At 55.3% G+C, this 13517-nt stretch carries 23 protein-coding genes; 3 read left to right on the forward strand and 20 right to left on the reverse strand.

The window, feature by feature from the left end; all coding sequences use genetic code 11:
• Positions 1-48: 48 nt before the first annotated feature.
• Positions 49-663, reverse strand: coding sequence for a hypothetical protein (locus tag SJI00_RS20995; protein WP_322463599.1), 615 nt, complete (start codon positions 661-663; stop codon positions 49-51).
• Between the two features lie 159 nt (positions 664-822).
• On the opposite strand from SJI00_RS20995, the gene SJI00_RS21000 reads away from it, so the two are divergent.
• Positions 823-1671, forward strand: coding sequence for a hypothetical protein (locus SJI00_RS21000; RefSeq protein ID WP_322463600.1), 849 nt, complete (start codon positions 823-825; stop codon positions 1669-1671).
• 53 nt (positions 1672-1724) lie between these two features.
• Here the strand turns inward: SJI00_RS21000 and SJI00_RS21005 are convergent, their stop codons facing one another.
• Complete coding sequence (locus SJI00_RS21005; RefSeq protein ID WP_322463601.1) at positions 1725-2222, reverse strand: hypothetical protein; 498 nt, start codon at positions 2220-2222, stop codon at positions 1725-1727.
• Positions 2223-2392: 170 nt separating this feature from the next.
• Between SJI00_RS21005 and SJI00_RS21010 the strand changes: the two genes are divergently transcribed.
• On the forward strand, positions 2393-3415 hold the full coding sequence (locus SJI00_RS21010) for a hypothetical protein (protein WP_322463602.1): 1023 nt from the start codon (positions 2393-2395) through the stop codon (positions 3413-3415).
• Positions 3416-4163: 748 nt separating this feature from the next.
• On the opposite strand, the gene SJI00_RS21015 is transcribed toward SJI00_RS21010, so the two are convergent.
• From SJI00_RS21015 to SJI00_RS21050, 9 genes are all read right to left on the reverse strand, one after another.
• Positions 4164-4604 carry a hypothetical protein gene (locus SJI00_RS21015; protein ID WP_322463603.1) on the reverse strand — a complete coding sequence of 147 codons (441 nt, stop codon included), beginning with the start codon at positions 4602-4604 and terminating at the stop codon, positions 4164-4166.
• 316 nt (positions 4605-4920) lie between these two features.
• Positions 4921-5421: a riboflavin biosynthesis intermediates N-glycosidase gene (ybiA, locus tag SJI00_RS21020; protein ID WP_322463604.1), complete on the reverse strand. Its 501-nt coding sequence runs from the start codon at positions 5419-5421 to the stop codon at positions 4921-4923.
• A gap of 69 nt (positions 5422-5490) precedes the next feature.
• A complete protein-coding gene (locus SJI00_RS22695) occupies positions 5491-5895 on the reverse strand; it encodes a DUF6283 family protein (RefSeq protein ID WP_416221072.1) in 405 nt (134 codons plus the stop codon).
• A 233-nt stretch (positions 5896-6128) separates the two neighbouring features.
• Positions 6129-6455, reverse strand: coding sequence for a hypothetical protein (locus tag SJI00_RS21025; protein ID WP_322463605.1), 327 nt, complete (start codon positions 6453-6455; stop codon positions 6129-6131).
• Entirely contained in the window at positions 6455-6670 is a 216-nt protein-coding gene (locus SJI00_RS21030) for a hypothetical protein (RefSeq protein WP_322463606.1), read from the reverse strand. The genes SJI00_RS21025 and SJI00_RS21030 overlap by 1 nt, the downstream gene beginning before the upstream one ends.
• Before the next feature lie 316 nt (positions 6671-6986).
• Positions 6987-7166, reverse strand: a complete 180-nt coding sequence (locus SJI00_RS21035) for a hypothetical protein (protein WP_322463607.1) — start codon at positions 7164-7166, stop codon at positions 6987-6989.
• A 218-nt stretch (positions 7167-7384) separates the two neighbouring features.
• Positions 7385-8149, reverse strand: a complete 765-nt coding sequence (locus tag SJI00_RS21040; RefSeq protein ID WP_322463608.1) for a phosphoadenosine phosphosulfate reductase domain-containing protein — start codon at positions 8147-8149, stop codon at positions 7385-7387.
• Between the two features lie 71 nt (positions 8150-8220).
• A complete protein-coding gene (locus tag SJI00_RS21045) occupies positions 8221-8685 on the reverse strand; it encodes a hypothetical protein (RefSeq protein ID WP_322463609.1) in 465 nt (154 codons plus the stop codon).
• 74 nt (positions 8686-8759) lie between these two features.
• Entirely contained in the window at positions 8760-9050 is a 291-nt protein-coding gene (locus tag SJI00_RS21050; protein WP_322463610.1) for a hypothetical protein, read from the reverse strand.
• A 156-nt stretch (positions 9051-9206) separates the two neighbouring features.
• Between SJI00_RS21050 and SJI00_RS21055 the strand changes: the two genes are divergently transcribed.
• A complete protein-coding gene (locus tag SJI00_RS21055; RefSeq protein WP_322463611.1) occupies positions 9207-9446 on the forward strand; it encodes a hypothetical protein in 240 nt (79 codons plus the stop codon).
• Positions 9447-9736: 290 nt separating this feature from the next.
• On the opposite strand, the gene SJI00_RS21060 is transcribed toward SJI00_RS21055, so the two are convergent.
• From SJI00_RS21060 to SJI00_RS21100, 9 genes are all read right to left on the reverse strand, one after another.
• A complete protein-coding gene (locus SJI00_RS21060; protein ID WP_322463612.1) occupies positions 9737-10012 on the reverse strand; it encodes a hypothetical protein in 276 nt (91 codons plus the stop codon).
• Between the two features lie 375 nt (positions 10013-10387).
• Positions 10388-10618, reverse strand: a complete 231-nt coding sequence (locus tag SJI00_RS21065; RefSeq protein ID WP_322463613.1) for a hypothetical protein — start codon at positions 10616-10618, stop codon at positions 10388-10390.
• A gap of 14 nt (positions 10619-10632) precedes the next feature.
• On the reverse strand, positions 10633-11160 hold the full coding sequence (locus SJI00_RS21070; RefSeq protein WP_322463614.1) for a hypothetical protein: 528 nt from the start codon (positions 11158-11160) through the stop codon (positions 10633-10635).
• A gap of 102 nt (positions 11161-11262) precedes the next feature.
• Positions 11263-11508 (reverse strand): hypothetical protein, encoded by a 246-nt coding sequence (locus SJI00_RS21075; RefSeq protein ID WP_322463615.1) that lies wholly within the window; start codon positions 11506-11508, stop codon positions 11263-11265.
• Between the two features lie 10 nt (positions 11509-11518).
• The gene (locus tag SJI00_RS21080; protein WP_322463616.1) at positions 11519-11971 is read right to left on the reverse strand and encodes a hypothetical protein; all 453 of its coding nucleotides are present in this window, start codon (positions 11969-11971) and stop codon (positions 11519-11521) included.
• Positions 11972-11983: 12 nt separating this feature from the next.
• Entirely contained in the window at positions 11984-12184 is a 201-nt protein-coding gene (locus tag SJI00_RS21085; protein ID WP_322463617.1) for a hypothetical protein, read from the reverse strand.
• Between the two features lie 14 nt (positions 12185-12198).
• Entirely contained in the window at positions 12199-12438 is a 240-nt protein-coding gene (locus tag SJI00_RS21090) for a hypothetical protein (RefSeq protein WP_322463618.1), read from the reverse strand.
• Positions 12439-12593: 155 nt separating this feature from the next.
• Complete coding sequence (locus tag SJI00_RS21095) at positions 12594-12932, reverse strand: hypothetical protein (RefSeq protein WP_322463619.1); 339 nt, start codon at positions 12930-12932, stop codon at positions 12594-12596.
• Positions 12933-13009: 77 nt separating this feature from the next.
• Positions 13010-13258, reverse strand: coding sequence for a PapB/FocB family fimbrial expression transcriptional regulator (locus tag SJI00_RS21100; RefSeq protein WP_322463620.1), 249 nt, complete (start codon positions 13256-13258; stop codon positions 13010-13012).
• Between the last annotated feature and the right edge of the window lie 259 nt (positions 13259-13517).

The following is a 13517-nucleotide window of genomic DNA, read 5'->3' on the forward strand; positions in this document are numbered from 1 at the left end:
GCAGCAACAAAAAAACCCGCTTAGGCGGGTTTTTTAATGTTCCTCTGTCTAGTCCCGAAATGATTGCATGCCAAGCCCTAGATTCGCACCCGTCAATTTTCTTCGCTTGCGCTGCGAAGAGGCCTCCGTAGTTTCAACCTGAACCAGGGATGGCTGGCTGGAGGCTACTGGAACACTATCGGCATCAGGCGCGATCGACTGCTCCAGCTGGCCAGAGCCTTTGCCGCGTTGTTTCTTGATCGCACTTTGTAGGGCAGCCTCATCGGCGCGCTGCATCTGGGACGGTTTGGGTCGGTGACCTCTCCACTTGGGAGGCACCAGGTAGGTAGGCAGATTTCCAGCTAGTACGACATCTAAAAAGCGCTTCGCTTCGGATTCATGCTTCAACATCGCGTATCCGGCGCTACCGTAGAGCTGAGTCTTAAGCAGATAGAAGGCAGTAGCTACCTGCTCAACCAAGAAGCGGAACTGGACGGGCCGTTCGTCAATGAGGCATTCAATGCCATCAAAGTTCTGACCATTGGCAATGCCGTGTTCACGAGCGAGTGGAATAAATCGATCAGCTACCTGGATCAGGTTCTCTGGGGTGGTGGCCTTCTCAAGGATGACGTTTCGGGTGAGCAAGCCATCGACCTTGGTGACGCAAACAACTTTGATGGACATTGACCGATTCCAATGTGTTTGTAATGAGGTGATTCTAGCCAGAGCGGTGAGGTATCTCAAGGGTGAGAGCAATGCATAGTAATTTAATTGCGCATTTCATTTGAACACTTGTATCCTCCGCGTTTATTGGCTCCTGCAAGCAGGGGAAGTAGAGTTGATATGACGACGCATACTTACTCATCAGGCTTAATTTTCCAAATTGTTATCGAGCCTGTTGCCAGGATTAGGGGCACCAGCAGCGGTAGCGCTGTGCATGCCAGACTTGTCGAGGCTTTCTCGCTTGGCGCGTTTGCCAGGCTGGCGGGTCAGCTGCTCTGTGGGGCCTCCAACCATGGGGTTGAGCCCTTGCAAAAGTCGATCGAGGAGGTGTCCTGCGCCAGTTGCAGGAAGCTCTTGGCTCGATGGTCAAGGGCGGAGCTGCACGCTCGATTTGCTGGTTATGCGCTGTTCACAGATGCGGGCACCCATGCAGTGGCTGCATTGTCTGCAAGCATGGCTAGCACCCTTTTAGGGGTTTCGGTAGGTGTCCTTACTAGGCGGGGGGTCACCAACATCGACTTAAGCGCCAAGTGCACCGACGACCTTGCCCACATCCGGCAGGCTCTAAGGGTGGAAAGCTTCGGTACAGTCATTCTTCAGACCGTAGGCGAAAAAGTTTGGCAGCGGATGAAAGGTCCAGATCAGGCTGAGCAGATCTTGCGTCAACAGGTCTCCGCTTTCGCAAGGCGTGGCGCACGTCCTGTCAAACAGGCGGCGCTGCAACGCAACAGAACAATCCGCCTTGCCCTGGATGAGGCGGACGCGCTCAGAACGCTCGGCGGCGCAGCCTGGCTTCGACAGCGGATTAATCGTGCAAAGCGGGGACTAGATTCTACGGAGCTTGAGCCCGCGACAGTCATCACCACAATACGGACTACGGACGATCAGTGGGAAAAGGTCCGCGCCTTCGGCGGCTACAACTGGTTAAGGGTCATCATTCGCCGCGAGATACAGCGTGGTAGGAAGTAAGCAGGGGAGGGGCTTGAGAGGGCGCGGGCAACAGGGCGTTACCCGCAAGTAGTTCAATTGTGTTGAGGTGCTGGCGCGTGCAGGCGGAATGCGGTGGGGAGCATCGCGACAATGACGATGCTAACCACCACCAGCAAACCAGAGACGATCACACCCGCCCAGTCACTCCCGATGTAGGCAAACAGTGCGGGCGCCTGTACAGCCCCAGCCACCCCTACCACAAGCATCAGGAACAGGTCGACGCGTGACGGCCTGCAGCAGGCCTGCTTGCCAATCTGGTGCTGGCGCGCACGAGCCAGCGCTGCCAGTGTCTTTGCCACCATTGCTGAGAACGAACAAGCTGCTGCCACTGCCAGGAAGGTGAACGCATCCTGGTAGGCCAACGAGAAATGCTCGACTGTGACCGTCATCGAATAGACGGTCTTGAGCAATGCCCAGCCAAAGGCAAGACAGCCCAGGCTATGGCCAACAATCACCCATGCGATGCACAGGCTTTCCAGTAGGCGCCAGCCAACCAGCAGGGAGAACCGCTGGCTTGTTGTTTTGATCATGCTCAATTTCCCCAAAGGTCACGAAAAAGGTCAAATCTTTTGATAATTCGCACGGTACAAGAATACTATACGTTGCAAATCTGTGCCTTCACCCGGTGATACGGCATCTACAAACGACTGCAAAAATGGTTTGATGGGGACCCTCAAGGGTGCCTGGACGGAGGGGCGATTTGAATCCCACGATTGATACTTACGAAGAGCTGCACAAGGCCTATCTGCATTACAACGCGGAGCTTTTCGAAAGTAAGCTGCCCCTGTGCATGATTACCCTATCGCGCCAGCACGACACAGACGGCTATTTCTCGGCCAACCAGTTCGTAAATCTCGAAGGGGCCGACAAAGGGTTGACCTGCCACGAGATTACCCTCAATCCAATGTACTTTGCTATTCGGTCGATTCCCGAGAACCTTAGCGTCATGGTTCGCGAGATGGTCAGCCTGTTGCAGCTTCTGGAAGGGAAACCACCGCGTCGGCGGTATCGCAACAAAGAATGGGCTGAGATGAGCGAGAGCATCGGCCTGATGCCTAGTGATACTGGTAAGCCTGGCGGTAAGCGGGTGGGTGACAATGTCAAAACCTACATCATTGATGGCGGCGCCTTCGACATTGCGAGCTCCAAGCTGGTCGACTCGGAATTCAAGTTGTCCTGGGTCGATCGCTTCCCTCCAGCTCTTCCACCTGAAGTGCCAGCAATGGCTACTGCCATTGATAGCGATGCCGATGACTACAGTGACATAGCAGCAGCGGCACAGCTTGCTCAATCAGCACAAGCCAAAGCAAACCCGCTGGATCAACTGATGGAGGGGGATGTCGCTCCTGCCAATAGAGGCGCATACGAGGGGAGCGAGACTGATGGTGGTAGCACGACCATCACACCGAAGCCTGTGAACGCCTTCAAGACGCCCCCTGAACTTGATCCTAACGTCGACGATGCCCCGCGCATGAAGGTCTTCGCGCAAGCGCCAGCTGCGGCTCTCGCTCAGATCGGTATTGAGCCCCGAGCTTCGGCTAAGAAAGCGAACAAGAGCAAGTACAGCTGCACGGTCAAAACCTGCAAAGGCAATGCCTGGGGTAAGCCAGGTATGCGGATACTGTGTGCTGGTACCGATAAGAAAGAACACGAGCCCGTCATGATGGTCTTTGACGGCGCCGCATTACAGGACATCCCTGAGGAAGAAGCCGAAGGGTTCTGATAGAGCCTGCCTGTGGAAGGGAACAGCCTGGAATCAGAGAGAGCCCGTTGATCCTGTCAACCAGCCGCACACCGACCGTCCATTCGGAGTGCCAAGAGACCGCCCCCGTAGAAGGCCTTTTTGTGCGCGACGGTCTGGGGCTTTCTGTAGCCTGCGTCATTGGTCAAGGAATGATCGGACAGTAAAAGTAGAGACCCTATGCAGGCCTCCCTCTTCCGATTTGGACCGTTATCAGCGCCAGCCTATGACACTTCCCCCTGAAGGCCAGAAATAATGCGTCAGGCCTTTAAGGGTGGACGCAGTGCCAGTCATGAGAATGCTGGCACAGCCGCCCTCTACTACAGAATAAACTGACGTGGATTGCCCAACTCTTGAAAGTGATGCCGGAACGTCTTTCGATCAGTACCGATGTAACCCAGCTTCACTCCGGGCCACCTCCGTGCTGCTGCCTCAGAAGCATCGTCCAGGGAGGGATGTACTAGACAGGGATCAAGCTGCGACGGTTTTTTGAATCCCCTGTCAGAGGGAATAGTTGCAGCATTTTCAAGCAAATGAGTCACGAGCATACGTTCGGCCTCTTTGTACTCATCGTCCGGAGCGGCCAGCGGCACGCACAGTGAGGCTAGGTCGTGGAATCTGCAGTCTTGTGGCCAGACACGAGACTTGCGGAATTGAACAAGGTTGGCAGCCAGCCCAACGTAATTCGCCGCTATGAAGGTGCGTATGGCTTGCTGACGTGCCCACTTACTCACAGAACCCCCGACTCAAAATTGAGCTGCTCAATAAGCTCATCCAAGTCTTCTGCGCACAGCGATGTCACCTCATCGCCGCCTGTGGCGAGGTCCTGAAACTCAGGGGTTCGCTTGTAGGGATCACACATTCCATTGCTCTGCCAGAAGCGCAACGCCGCGATGATAGTGTGCAGGACCTCGGCGTGCCCATTGAAAATGGGCCAGCACGCGGCAGGTACAGGGCCTACGTCAGCCTTGATCGCATCCGGCACCGTAGCGATCCATTCACGGGCCATGCTGAGTGCTTCGTTCAGGTCCTCGGGATCAGCTGCCTGACCCAGATCAATCAGGGAATCCACATGATCGCGATCGAACCCCGGCATTGCCTCCAGATGAGCTTCGCTATCGACCTGATCAATCCAGGACAAGAGTGTTTTGAGTTTTTCAATTCGGGACATTGCTGTGCTTCCATATGAGGAAATTGGATATGGCCTGTAGCGAGGTTGAACCCTGAGCCAATCCACCTGCGGCCTTCGGGCTCGCTCATTGATTGGCGTTACCTCAATCTGGTAGGTAACATCTCCTTACTCATGCGCCCAATTGTACGCCCACGAAGGCGTACAATCAAGGCTTTCTGGTGTGATTTGATTGAGTTTTCACCAGATACAAAAAGGCCCCAGCTATTGAAGCCGGGGCCTGCCCACACGTCGAACGCTGTCGGGACGAAGGGGTTGAGGGTGCGGTTGCTAGTAGCAACTGCAGCACTTTGTCTTGCTAGCTGATCTTTCCCGGCTCAGTTCGGAGCCTATCTCGGACCTGCATGAGAGCGATTCCGAGCAGGTTCTGCCCCCTCCACTGGCGTGGGTCTAGGATTCTGGGATCATGCTGGCCGAGGGCTACACCCCATATTGAATCAAACGGGCTTGCCTCAACCAGGAGTGTATCTCCAGTTGCAAGCAACGCCTCACGAAGCACTTGGTTCTGGCTGAACTTGGCATAGCAGCCGTGCGCCACTATGCGGCTTCGCCGCTCTTTCCAAACCTCATCATCGTAACCAGAGACGCCCCGCCCGAGCGCCTTGTGATCCCGAGGGTGAGAGGCTGCCAGGATTTTTTCAGCGGTAACTGCATCACCAAATAGCCTGGCCTTCGCCAACATCATCATCTGCTCCACGCAGCTGAAACGTATGCCTTTGACTTCAAACTCTGAAATGAACCAGTTGGAAAACTGGTCTTTCTCTGAGAAGAAAAGCGTCATATTCCCTTTGATGATCATGGCTCCCTCGATATCACGTCATAACCCGAATTCAGCCAGCTGCCCCAGTCCCGGACTGGGGCCGGGCGATCAGGCTCCAGACCCTGCACCAGCACAGACAGGCAAAGCGCTGGCGCGCAGTTTGGTAATAACCTGCTGGAAGGTAGAGTGCAATTCTGGCCACCCCTCGCCAGGCTGAAGCGACCAGTGGGGGAGCCTATTTGTTGCAACCGCCAGCCGCACCAATGGATGGTTGCTGCCTACAGTAGCGAGCCAACCGGCGCAGGCGAATTCCTCACCCTCCTTCGAGTGGTGGCAGGCAAACATGTTGTCGGTGTAGCTGGGGCCAAACCCACGTTCGCAAGGACTGGTTTGAGCGAGACCTTCAGCCTTTTCGAGCGAGAAATTCGGGATGTGGGTCGCATCCTTATCCACCCGCCATGGGCAGCTTGGGCATGGCTTGGCGATCCTACGGAACTCGTCGTTGGCGCTCACTCTTTCAATCCTTTGGTGGTTTGTTCTGGGGCAGAAGGAGGCCCGTAAATGCGGATCTAGCTTCTGTGCTGTTTGTGAATTAATTGTACGTCTACAAAGGAGTACAATCAAGACAATTAGATACCCCTTGGAAGATTTTACAGTCAAGCCAGAAAGACAAAAGCCCCAGCTATCGAAGCTGAGGCTCAAGGATCGAGGTGGTGATTTTTGGTGGTGATCCTAAGCCGAAAAGCTTACCGAAAGCCTTTGCCGACCTTGGCCATGGTGGTTGTGATAGCGCGACGATCGAAACTGGCGCGCTGTTCAGCATCATTGGTTGCCTGCCATGCTTCGGTGACGACCATCGTGAGATCGATGCCTGGTCGAGCCAAGGCCATGCGAAATGCATCGCCGTCGTCCTGCAGTGAATCGAAGTAGAAGACAGGCCGACCTTCCTGGCCAGCTGTCTGCCCTCGGCCTGAACCCCAAAGACGTATCCCGCCAAGCAACGAAACGTCGTAAAACTCGTACCCCGCTGACTTGGCGGCTAACTTCAAGAGTTCGTCGTCCGTCGCTTTCATCATTGTTCATGGTTCTTCCCTTCCGAGGTGGCCATTGCCACCTCCTTCTGATGACCAGCTGCAATTGCCTCGTCGACTTCGCGGCTCACTGCTTCCACTGTTGTGCTCGCTTGGGCGGCCACTCGTGCCGCAAAGAAGCGCCAGCGGGCAGCCTCCTTGCGCAGCAGATTCAGCTCGGCCTCATTGATTACAGCGAACTTGCCAAGCGTAGCCATGATGCTACTCCATGGTGAAGGGTTAAACGGACACAACTGTGAACGTGAAGCCGACCGCAGGGCCATTGCGGCCTTTGCATTCGACTTGAGCCTTGCGGGCGGCAGCCTTAGCAGCTTCTCGGGAGTCGAAGGACATAGCCTTCTGGATTGAGTGCATGCAGGCGGTGCCCCAGCGCTTGCACCAATCGTGCAGGTAGTCATGGTTCTGGCCGTTCTTGCCGTAGCTGCGCTTTACCACATGGGTCGTCATATCGCGTTGAAAACCGGCTCGTGCTAGCAGGCTTTCGACAACACCCCGGCGAACCGGGATTGCCGTTCAGGGCAAGCGGGGACTGGGCAGCGACTTGGCTGCATCAAGATGCCCACGCACAAGCCGCACCTGGCTAGCAACATACACTCCGATGTATTCCTGGCCATCGAGCTTTGCAGCCAGGAAACAGTTGAGCGCGCCTTTTGTCCAGATCATGGCTTCGTTGAGGTGAAAAGCTTGGGACATCAGTTGTACTCCGGATAGGTTAGGAAAAGCCCGAACCATCAAGGGCAAGCGGAATTATTGCTGCTATGCGCTGGAGCATTACCGCCCCTTGCCAGTACCGAGGCGGCCATTGTCCATTGCGCGGTGTGGTGCAATGTTATTTGCTCCCTGCTTTGAATCGTCAGCAATGTCGCAGTAAGGGATGACCCCAGCGTCATCCCAACATGGCGCTGCTTTCGTTATGCAACCAGCTCGACCAATGGAATGCGGCTCATGTGCATGGTGTAGCCGGTGTGCTTTTCCATGGCGTCGTACTGCTGCAACAACTCCGGGCGATGACGGCGGCCATTTCGAAGGTCGCCCTTGCTGCCAAAAAGGCAGAAGACGCAACTCAGGCGATCATTCCCAAGAGCGTACGCGTAGTGCGGCTGCTGGCCTGCCTGTTTGATGATGCTAAAAATCTGATCGGTGGAGAGGTCATGCACGGGCAACCACTCATACCAGGTGTTGACGCTGTTACTAATTCCCATCTGGCTGAACTCCTTACGCTTGGCTCGGCCAGGCGACTCCTGCGCCCGAAGGCCGAGGCAGTTCACAATCAACTTAAAGCCATGTGCCTTGGCGTACCGCCTCACCTCCCGCTGAATGGGCCCACGCTTCAGGTCGCTTGTGCATTGGCGGGTCGATGCAGATGGCCAGCTCGGTACTTCTGGACGGGATTGGAAGCGGCGCTCGACCATCTCTAGCAGGGTTTTAGAGGCCTCAGCGATGATGAATGGCAGACCTGCCTCAGCAGCCTGGTCACGCGCCAATTCCATTGCGCCAGTCCACTCCATCGGTCCTAGGGAGGCATGCACAACAATCATCTGCGTAGCAGGCACGCGCTCCAACAAGCGGATCAGCTGCGCTTGCGAGTCCTTGCCACCAGAGTGGTTGGCAACAAACAGGGCGCCAGCTGCGATCAAGGTATCGATCTGGGCATTGATGTCTTGAGGGGTGGTCATATGGCTAGTTCCGACAGGATTTTGGTACTGCCAAAACCCCCAGTGAAAGGGGGTTGCTCTAAGGGGTGGGATCAGGTGCGTGCACGCGCTTCTGCGAGATCTGCAGCCAGTCGCGATGCCGCTCGAATGAATTCACCTTCGGGGCCAAAGCGCTTCTCTTTGGTCCAGTCCTCATAACCAACCGATGCGCACACTGCTCTTGCCGCCGCGCTTCTTACCCTGATCACCTGCGCCCGCTCATCGAGGTCAACGATCTCGTAGGTGCTGGTGGTGTGCTTGGCCAGCTCGTGAGCAACAACGGCATCAGCCTCGGTGCGAGTCATGTCCAACACCCTGCTGTTGGTAGTCCAGTGCTCGGAGAGTTTGTCCTTTTGATATACACGGCCATCTTGCGTCTGCAGAAATACAGCGAACCGGATACCTGGTGCGGTGATCTTCAGATCGAACTGACCGGCCTGAGCCATGGCATCAACCGCTTGTATGGCCAAGGATTCCAGCTCGGCAGCTTTAGAAATTGGAGTAGTTTCTTTGATCATCGACTTGCCCTCCGGGGCTATGTGCTTGTACTGCCTAAGCCCCTGAACGGGGCTGAGGTGAATGCTAGGAGGGCCTAGCTAGTGATCCTGACGTAGCTCGGGCTCGCAACGCAGGATGTGGTGGCGGTGCCGGAAACATCACCCTCCCAGCACTCGCATTCCTGATCCCAGAAGTCCTCGATGAATGGGTAGGTAACCTCTGTTCCCACTGAGCCATTACTGTCGATCATTGCCCAGCGCACCTCTTCGCCAACCATGACGGCGTAGCAGTCTTCACCTATTTCCAGGGCTTGGCCTGGGTGATCGGCCAGCAGGCGCGTGTATGCTTCAAGAATGGAAACGTAGGTGAATTCGGCTTCGCGCATGTTGGGTTCCTCGTGTCAAATAGTGGCTGCTTTATGTGTTTTATTGTACGCCTGCCTAGGCGTACAGTCAACAGGAGAACAACCTTATTTAGGATTGAATGTACGCCTTACTAGGCGTACTATGTTGGTCTTCAAGGCTGAACGGATTGAGCCCCAATGACCTTCATCAGCAGCAACGCCACGCCTGCCCTGTTGAGCACAGCAGCAAAACTTCATGAACTGGACGACGCTCTCGATCTGATTCAGGGAGTTCTCGGAATTCGATGCGGCGCAGTAGCCGCAGAGTTCTTAACCGAGATGGGCGCCCACAATTGGGCCGCCCTCAACCATCTGGCACGTCTGCGGATACTTGTTGATTACGTCACTTGCGAGCAGAAGGCGGCGCTGTCCACCTAGGCCTGAATAGCAGGATCCAACGCGGTGCACTGGATCCCTCCCGCCGCATTTGGAGTGCGTTGCGGGCTGGGTCAGAGGGTGCAAAATCTTGCTATGCTAAACACTTCAATACGCCGCTTGTGAGGATCCCTGGCGCTGTGTACCCGGACCGAGGAACGGGTGAAGATATGCGTGCATATCGCAACCTTGTCGACCGTGTCGCGGCCAAGCTCGTGGGTGCTTCACCGTCGATCAAGGTGGAAGCGGCAGCTGGTGTACCTGCGAACCAAACCGTGGCAGTCGGGCCCGCCTTATAAAGGCCTGATGCTGCTTTTGCTCTTCCCGCCACACCTCGCCAAGGCGAGGTCCTTGCCCACCATACCCCTCGCTATGCTGCGCAGATGCCACTCTTGGCGAACGCCCACGGCAGCCTCGGCGATGCGGGTCAACTGCTCGTCGGTCCAGTCGTGCCCTGTAATGTTGATCAGCTGCGGGAGGGCTTCGCCCTCCAGGATCAAAGTGATGCTGTTGTACAGCTTGATGCGGTGACCGGTGGTGCGGTCGGACAAGCGGAAATACTCGGCCATGGGCGGGGCTCCTTGCCAAATTCTGCTGTGCAGCAACAGCATCGGCCCAGCATGTGCTGGGCTTATGAACACCTGGGCGATTCCCTCAATTTTACATGTGGTCGAAAAAGCTTTCGGCCTCAAGCTGTTTGTCAGCTTTCCAACCCCATTTGCAATAGTTATGACCGGAAAGCCATGCGCGGTGTAATGTAGTCTTAGCGCAGAGTTTCCGGACAAACCTAGGGATTCCTTTTCCGCAATACCCTTGCCTGTAGGCCCAGTATCCAAAGCGACTCATAATTCCGTTCCTCGCGACTGCGCGGGTCAAGTCCGTGCGGACCGCAGTCCATAGTGCAAACCTTGCTCGCCGGATCGAATGCGGCCAGTGCCACCGGATTACACCTGGGCTTCTTCCAGGGCCTGCAAGGCTTCGTCTATTGATTCCAGGGCGGTACCCATCTGCTCGGCGGCTTCCTCCATTGCCTGCCCACGCTCGCCTTGTTGCAAGCCTTCTGGCAGGTTGTCGAAGCCTTCCTGTTCTTCTTCCTGCAGCTGCTCGATGCGCTCACGCAGCTCTTGCAGTTGCTCGGCAATTTCATAGAGCTGCTTGCGTCGGGCCTTGTTCATAGCTAGGCGAATTCCTAACGCTGAACGCAAACAGCATGGCCAGGCAGATCATTCTTAGCGTGACCCCGGCCTTGCCAGATGTTGACAGCCTGCTTGCAAGCCACCTCAGAGCTGAACCCAGGCACGTATGTCGCTGACTGATTGAGGGGAGTGAGGATCAGCACCCAATCCTTGCTATCAGCCGTGTAAGGACGGTTCGCAATCGCGTAGGTCGCTACCTCGGTGTTAGTCAGCGCCTTTCCGTCTAGCCGATACTCACCGTCGCTGCATGTGACCGGAAGTGGCTTGGAGTCTTTGCCAAGACGGACGTTGATAGACGCATAAGAAACTTGCTCGATGCCGCTAACGCGAGAACGAACAGCAGCGAGAGCTTGGCCACCGTTGCAACTTACTTCCGACTGCACGTAGCGGTCGGCAGCAACGCCAAAATCAGGAACGCCGCTAGGGAGAGCGTTCGCATTTGCTGCGCTCATAAAGAGCGTTAAACCGGCAAGCGCAAACACGCCCAGCGCAGCGTTCGTCAGAGATATGCAAACTTTCATGGTTGTTCGTTCCCTCATCGCGCATGGCCTAACCGGTGCGCCTCTACTGACCCAGCCCCGGCAGAGGCCGAGGCTTGGATGTTGCTGATGCGGTTTCCTTGATCATCCACCCTTCACGTTGTGGTCACCCAACTTCAGCCACTTGGGGCCGCCCTGGAAGTCCTCACAGAGCCAAAACCAGCCAGCCTCGCCAGAGTCATGACCCCAAGCATTGAGTTGGACATGGGCATCAGGCTTGCCTTCAATGACCACGGTCAGAACCCGGTGACCATAGCCTTCGTAGTCCGTCGCAACCATGCCCTCTCGGCCATCTGCGTTCTTAACTTTGATGCCTTTCCAGCTGCTCATGACAGGTTGCCTAGATGTTAACGCTTGTCGGTGAATCGGCCAGTTTGAATCGATAAGCGACTATCGGCCCGTGATTTATTCCACCCCAAAACGTTTTCCCAGCCGATTTCTGATCGGGTACCACAAACGTGCAAAGGTACAGAGTCAGCTCTTTGGCCATGTCCAGTAACCAAATCGGCACATACTCGGGCTCGGGCCGATCAGCACCTCCAAAAAGCAGATAGATGCGTTGCTGCGAAGCACTCCATGCAACCCCCACGTTTTTGTGGTCGCCAAGGTATTTCAGGCATGCGAGTTCGAACGTTTCACCCTCCGCCGCGCCGAGCCCGTCATTCAAAGCATGCCGGTACTCGGAAAGCATTACCTCGCCCTTCGCCTGGGCATAACTCAAAGGGCTTTTGCCTTTGCCGCTGGATCGTGACTCCGCACCAATGACTAACGTACCTACAGATGGTGTTTTCATCTTCGTGTTCCATCAACTATCAGTGCTGTGAGTTTCGCTTAGGTCGATCACTGGAATGCCGCCCCCTGTACCCCTCACAGCCGACAACTCATCAGCAGGCGAGAAGATGATGTAAAGCGTGCATACAAGCGCAACAATGGAAATCACGCAAAGAGCGCCGTTCCGGATCATCGTTGTGATAAGGAGCGTTTTCTTCAGACCTTCATCGTTCACGTTCGCGTTTCCTACTAACCGTCAGCGTGCGTGTCATCTTCGTCGAACGCTGCCGGGTTGTCCTTCTGGATGGTAAGGTGCGCATCGTTCGACCACGCTTCAAACCAGTCAATATTGGCCCGAGCAACAGCAGCAAAGGTCATTTCACCGCTGTCGAGTTCTTCCTGGTGCAACGGCTCAAAGCCTGTCGTGTTTTCATACTGCTGCAACCAAGCGCGTTGTGCGGCAGTTGCTGTAGTGCTGGTGATGGCCATCGGCGGCTCCTTGTTTCGCGGGCGCGAAAATCGCCCTGCTCCTAAGCACTTGGCCCAGCGTTTGACGGCTGGGCTTGTGGAGTACCTGGGGTGGGAGATCCGCCGCGTTTTCCTTGAACTGGTGGTTTGGCCCCGCGAACCGTGCCGATATCTGGTTAGAACAGCTCGGCTTGACGATCAGCATACGAACACCAGCGAGCAAAGCTCTCATTGCCACACCAGTTCTTGATGTTATCGATAAAGCCTTCCTTGCGCGCCGTTCGGATAAGCTCGGCAATCACCTCTTCCGAGTCACCCATTTCAAAGCAAGTATCAAACTGCCGCTCACCTAACCCCTCATAACCGCGATCCCACAATTCGTAGCTGGTGATTTCGCTTACCAGACTGTATTTGAACGCGAGAACAACGAACTCGACGCGGGACTTGAAAACGTGGAGCTTGGTGGTCAGCTGGTGCAAGGTGCGGTAAACCGTCTTGGGGGGAGCGAGTGACATTTTCTTATCCTCAGTGATTTGCTTCAATGAGGTAATTTTACCCTATATGGTAAAGCAATCAAAGCTTTGCTTTACCTTTAAAGGTAAAATTCTGTGAGTGCTGCTGCGCGCCTATGCTCTGCCCGGAGTACGTCTAGGCGTCGTGAGAACTGGCTCATGTTCACACCATGCTTTGTCCAGGCCTCACTGGCGGTCAGGCCTTCAACAAGGTGCTCCCGCAGCGCCTTGATCAGCGCCGGAGCACGAATGGAAGTACCTTCCAGAAGAAGTTCAAAATGCCGGAGATCGACCTTGCCCGCGATCAGCCCTGAATCCGTATCAACCATCGAGAATCAACCTTGTGTGAACGTGTGAATGATGTGCTTTACCCTTTATGGTAAAGAACATGGCTATTACAAAGCAACTTCAAATGCCCGACGAATCGTCGCTTGATCGACTGTCAAACATGGCTTGCTGTGGTCAACGCAGGCATCACCGCCTGAAGGGTGGCAGGGGAGGGGTCAGGGGTATCAATGATGCGATAGCCGATGGCTTTTAACCAGGTCATGTGACTCATTTTGGGCTTTGATGGATAAAAGTTCGTCG

It is taken from the genome of Pseudomonas gebzensis (assembly GCF_034427815.1).
Lineage (GTDB): Bacteria > Pseudomonadota > Gammaproteobacteria > Pseudomonadales > Pseudomonadaceae > Aquipseudomonas.